Here is a 5,423-nt window from a genome sequence, read left to right as displayed (position 1 = left end):
TTCTGATTTGATCAGCGAGGACATCCTCGCCTACCTGGGCCAGCACGAACGTAAAGAACTGCTGCGCTTTTTGACCTGCGGTAACGTCGATGACGGCAAGAGCACCCTGATCGGGCGCCTGCTGCACGACTCGAAAATGATCTACGAAGATCACCTCGAAGCGATCACCCGCGATTCGAAGAAAGTCGGCACCACCGGTGACGACATCGACCTGGCATTGCTGGTCGACGGTCTGCAGGCCGAGCGTGAGCAGGGCATCACCATTGATGTCGCTTACCGCTATTTCTCCACCGCCAAGCGCAAATTCATCATCGCCGACACCCCTGGCCATGAGCAGTACACCCGCAACATGGCCACCGGTGCGTCCACCTGTGACCTGGCGATCATTCTGGTCGACGCCCGTTACGGCGTGCAGACCCAGACCCGTCGCCACAGCTTCATCGCTTCCCTGCTGGGTATCAAACACATCGTCGTCGCCATCAACAAGATGGACTTGAAGGACTTCGACGAAGGCGTGTTCGAGTCGATCAAGGCCGACTACCTGAAGTTCGCCGAAGGCTTGAAGATGAAGCCGACCAGCATGCACTTCGTGCCGATGTCTGCCCTCAAGGGCGACAACGTGGTGAACAAGTCCGAGCGCTCGCCGTGGTACACCGGCCAGTCGCTGATGGAAATCCTCGAGACTGTGGAAGTGGCGGGCGATCGCAACTTCACCGATCTGCGTTTCCCGGTGCAGTACGTCAACCGTCCGAACCTGAATTTCCGCGGTTTCGCCGGCACTTTGGCCAGCGGCATCGTGCACAAGGGCGACGAAGTCGTGGTGCTGCCGTCGGGCAAGAGCAGCCGGGTGAAGTCCATCGTCACTTTCGAAGGTGAGCTGGAACACGCCGGTCCCGGTCAGGCGGTAACGCTGACCATGGAAGACGAAATCGACATCTCCCGTGGCGACCTGTTGGTGCATGCCGACAACGTGCCGCCGGTCACCGACAGCTTTGAAGCGATGCTGGTGTGGATGGCTGAAGAGCCGATGCTGCCGGGCAAGAAATACGACATCAAACGCGCCACCAGTTACGTGCCGGGCTCGATCGCCAGCATCGTCAACAAGGTCGACGTCAACACTCTGGAAGAAGGCCCGGCGAGCGCGTTGCAGCTCAACGAAATCGGCAAGGTGAAGATCGCGCTCGACGCGCCGATCGCCCTCGACGGTTACGAAAGCAACCGCACCACCGGCGCGTTCATCGTCATCGATCGCCTGACCAACGGCACCGTTGGCGCCGGCATGATCGTCGCGCAGCCTGTAGCGCATGGAACTGCAACCCACCACGGCAAACTGGCGCACGTGGCGACTGAAGAACGTGCCCAGCGCTTCGGCCAGCAACCGGCCACCGTGCTGTTCAGCGGCCTGTCGGGCGCGGGCAAAAGCACCCTGGCATACGCGGTCGAGCGCAAGCTGTTCGACATGGGCCGCGCGGTGTTTGTACTGGATGGCCAGAACCTGCGTCATGACTTGAACAAAGGTCTGCCACAGGATCGCGCCGGGCGTACCGAGAACTGGCGTCGTGCCGCGCACGTGGCGCGTCAGTTCAACGAAGCGGGGCTGCTGACATTGGCCGCGTTCGTTGCGCCGAGTGCCGAAGGTCGCGAGCAGGCCAAGGAACTGATCGGCAAGGATCGCTTGCTGACGGTCTATGTGCAGGCCTCGCCGACCGTGTGCGCCGAGCGTGATCCGCAAGGTCTCTACGCCGCTGGCGGCGACAACATTCCCGGCGAGTCCTTCCCGTACGACGTGCCGCTGAACGCCGACCTGGTGATCGACACGCAGTCGCTGAGCCTGGAAGAAAGCGTCAAGCAAGTGCTGGAGCTGTTGCGTCAGCGTGGCGCGATCTAAGGTAGAAGCAGCGACAAGCTTCTAGCTGCAAGCGGCAAGAAAAAGCCCGCCGGTGAGTGATCATCGGCGGGCTTCTTTTGGCCGGGTGATCGTTCCCACGCTCCGCGTGGGAACGATCAACTGTGGGAGCGAGCCTGCTCGCTCCCACAGGGGTCAGTGTTTGGGTGGAAATTCGCGGTGCATCTGCTCCAGCAACGCATCCTTGTCCAGCCACAGCTGATTGATCCAGCCCTGGAACTGCAAACGGTACTCGCCGTCCTGGTCGTAGTTCTTGCCGATAAAGGCCGGCGGGATTTTGATTTCTTCAAAATGCACCACCACATCACGCACATTGCCGCAGAGCAAGTCCCAGAACCCCGGACGTCCGGCCGGGTAGTGGATGGTCACGTTGACGATCGACTCCAGCTGTTCGCCCATCGCATCGAGCACAAAGGCGATCCCGCCGGCCTTGGGCTTGAGCAGGTACTTGAACGGTGACTGCTGCTGCGCATGCTTGCCTTCGGTGAAGCGTGTGCCTTCGACGAAGTTGAAAATTCCCACCGGGTTATGGCGGAATTTCGCACAGGTCTTGCGCGTGGTTTCCAGGTCCTTGCCTTTCTTCTCCGGGTGTTTTTCCAGGTACGCCTTGGAGTAGCGCTTCATGAACGGAAAGCCCAGCGCCCACCAGGCCAGACCAATCACCGGCACCCAGATCAGCTCCTGCTTGAGGAAAAACTTCAGCGGTTGAATCTTGCGGTTGAGCACGTATTGCAGCACCAGAATATCCACCCAGCTCTGGTGGTTGCTGGTGATCAGGTACGAGTGCTGATAGTCGAGGCCTTGCAGGCCGCTGACGTGCCAGCGGGTGCGCCGTACCAGATTCATCCAGCCCTTGTTATTGCTGATCCACGCTTCATGGGTGTGGCTCATCAGCCAACCGGCGATGCGCTGGGTAAAGGCAAACGGCAGGGCCTTGACCAACGCCACGCAGAACAGAAACGAACACAGCAGAATCGTGTTGAGCGCCAACAGCAGCGAAGCGATCACGCCGCGCAACGGTGCGGGTAGAAAATCCAGCATTTACACATCCATAGGTCGGTTGGCGGCTTGAATCGCGGTGAGCGCGATGGTGTAGACGATGTCATCGACTTGCGCGCCGCGCGGCAGGTCGTTCACCGGTTTGCGCAGGCCTTGCAGCATCGGCCCGAGGCTGACGCAATCGGCGCTGCGCTGTACGGCTTTGTGCGTGGTGTTGCCGGTGTTCAGATCGGGGAACACAAACACCGTGGCGCGCCCGGCGACCTGACTGTTCGGCGCCAGTTGCCGGGCGACGTCGGCGTTGGCGGCGGCGTCGTACTGCAACGGGCCGTCGATCAACAGCGAATTTTGTTGCTCATGGGCGAGCAGAGTCGCCTCGCGGACTTTCTCGACTTCTTCACCGCGCGCCGATTCGCCGCTGGAATAGCTGATCATCGCCACCCGTGGGGTAATGCCGAATGCGGCCGCCGAGTCGGCGCTTTGCAGGGCGATCTCGGCCAGTTCCGCGGCGCTCGGGTGCGGGTTCATCACGCAGTCGCCGTAGACCAGCACTTCTTCAGGGAAGAGCATGAAAAACACCGACGACACCAGCGTGCAGCCCGGTGCGGTCTTGATCAGTTGCAGGGCGGGGCGGATGGTATTGGCGGTGGTGTTGATCACACCCGAAACCAAGCCGTCGACCTCATCCAACGCAAGCATCATGGTGCCGATCACCACGGTGTCTTCCAGTTGTTGCTCGGCCATCGGTGCGTTGAGGCTTTTGCTCTTGCGCAGGGCGACCATCGGCTCGACGTAACGCTCGCGGATCTGGTCCGGGTCAAGGATTTCCAGACCCGGCGGCAGCACGATGCCTTGGGCGCGGGCGACCGCTTCGACGTCTTCGGGTTTGGCCAGCAATACGCAGCGGGCGATCCCGCGTTCCTGACAGATCGCCGCCGCTTGCACGGTGAACGGCTCGCTGCCTTCGGGCAAGACGATGCGCTTGTTCGCCGCTTGCGCGCGCTGGATCAATTGATAACGGAACACTGCCGGCGACAGGCGCATCTCCCGAGGCGTGCCGCAGCGCTGGTGCAGCCAGTTGGCGTCGAGGTGGCTGGCGACGAAATCGGTGATGATCTCCGCGCGCTCGCGGTCATCGATCGGGATTTCCTTGTTCAGGCCATTGAGCAGGTTGGCGGTGTCGTACGAGCCGGTGCTCACCGACAACACCGGCAAACCGGCCTGCAACGCGCCCCGGCACAGGTCCATGATGCGCGGGTCGGGCAGGGTGTCGCTGGTCAGCAACAGGCCGGCCAGCGGCACGCCGTTGATCGCGGCGAGGCTGACGGCGAGGATGATGTCGTCGCGATCACCCGGCGTCACCACCAGCACGCCGGGCTTGAGCAGCTCGACGGTGTTGCGCATGGTTCGTGCGCAAATGATGATTTTGCTCATGCGCCGGGTTTCGTAGTCGCCCGCGTTGAGCACTTGCGCACCCATCAGGTCGGCGACGTCGCGGGTGCGCGGCGCATTGAGTTCCGGCTGAAACGGGATGCAGCCAAGCAAGCGGAAATCACCGCTGCGCAGCAACGGCGAATGTTCCTTCAGACGCGTGGCGAAGGCGTCCATGCTTTCGTCGGTCTTGACCTTGTTGAGGATCACGCCGAGGACTTTCGGATCTTTCGGGCCGCCGAACATTTGTGCCTGCAACTCGACGCGGCCGGACAGCTCGGCGAGCACTTCGTTTTCCGGCGCAGAGACCAGAATGACCTCGGCATCGATGCTCTTGGCCAAGTGCAGGTTGACCCGCGCCGCGTAACTGGCGCTGCGGGTCGGCACCATGCCTTCGACCACCAGCACATCCTTGCCGACGGCCGCTTGCTGATACAGGGCGATGATTTCTTCGAGCAGTTCGTCGAGCTGACCGTCGCCGAGCATGCGTTCAACGTGCGCCAGGCCTAATGGCTGCGGCGGTTTCAGGCCGTGGGTGCGCGCCACCAGTTCGGTGGATCGTTCAGGGCCGGTGTCGCCCGGGTGCGGCTGGGCGATCGGTTTGAAGAAGCCGACCTTGAGGCCGGCGCGTTCAAGCGTGCGTACCAGCCCGAGGCTGATGGAGGTCAGACCCACGCCAAAATCGGTGGGGGCGATAAAAAAAGTTTGCATGGGAATTCTCTATGCAAGGGTGTCAGCCTATGTCTGGCCGACTACCGAAATTCAGTCGCCAAGGTTATCGCTAACCGAGCCTTGTGCACACCAACCGCAGGCAAAGGGTTGACCTGTTTTTTCAATACGTTGCGCCGGATCCAGGACCCAGGCGCGGGTTTGCCACGGCGGCTGGTGGCGCAGGTGCTGGGTGTGGCCACAGGAAAGCTCGACCACCCAATGGCCGTCTTCGTCCTGATGGAAGCCGGTGATGGTCGAAACCCGTTTGTCCGGCTTGTGGTCGCTTTCACGCGATTGCTTCGCTAAACTTGGCCTTTCTATATTCTTATGCAAAAGGTCTCGCCCCATGCTGATCGCCGCCAATAAGGCTGTCTCC

4 protein-coding genes are annotated in these 5,423 nt (G+C 61.3%); 1 reads left to right on the top strand and 3 read right to left on the bottom strand.

Translation table 11 applies throughout. From position 1 onward, the window contains the following. A partial coding sequence (gene cysN, locus D6877_RS25130) for a sulfate adenylyltransferase subunit CysN (RefSeq protein ID WP_241662951.1) occupies nucleotides 1–1,888 on the top strand: 1,888 nt, incomplete at its 5' end. A 153-nt stretch (nucleotides 1,889–2,041) separates the two neighbouring features. Here cysN and D6877_RS25125 read toward each other — a convergent pair. From D6877_RS25125 to D6877_RS25115, 3 genes are read right to left on the bottom strand one after another with little or no spacing between them, the layout of a single operon-like run. Then, entirely contained in the window at nucleotides 2,042–2,947 is a 906-nt protein-coding gene (locus tag D6877_RS25125) for an acyltransferase (RefSeq protein WP_130912450.1), read from the bottom strand. Further along, complete coding sequence (gene pta, locus D6877_RS25120; RefSeq protein WP_130912449.1) at nucleotides 2,948–5,047, bottom strand: phosphate acetyltransferase; 2,100 nt, start codon at nucleotides 5,045–5,047, stop codon at nucleotides 2,948–2,950. Nucleotides 5,048–5,098: 51 nt separating this feature from the next. Beyond that, a complete protein-coding gene (locus D6877_RS25115) occupies nucleotides 5,099–5,410 on the bottom strand; it encodes a DUF3565 domain-containing protein (protein ID WP_241662952.1) in 312 nt (103 codons plus the stop codon). Between the last annotated feature and the right edge of the window lie 13 nt (nucleotides 5,411–5,423).

Source organism: Pseudomonas sp. Sample_9 (genome assembly GCF_004307535.1).
GTDB classification, from domain to species: domain Bacteria; phylum Pseudomonadota; class Gammaproteobacteria; order Pseudomonadales; family Pseudomonadaceae; genus Aquipseudomonas; species Aquipseudomonas mercuritolerans.
The sequence above is the reverse complement of the archived record's forward strand: the minus strand, read 5'-3'. Positions and strand labels throughout refer to the sequence as shown.

Coding starts and splice junctions, on each gene's coding strand:
- pta (WP_130912449.1), bottom strand. CDS start 5,047: ATGCAAACTTTTTTTATCGCCCCCACCGATTTTGGCGTGGGTCTGACC.
- D6877_RS25125 (WP_130912450.1), bottom strand. CDS start 2,947: ATGCTGGATTTTCTACCCGCACCGTTGCGCGGCGTGATCGCTTCGCTG.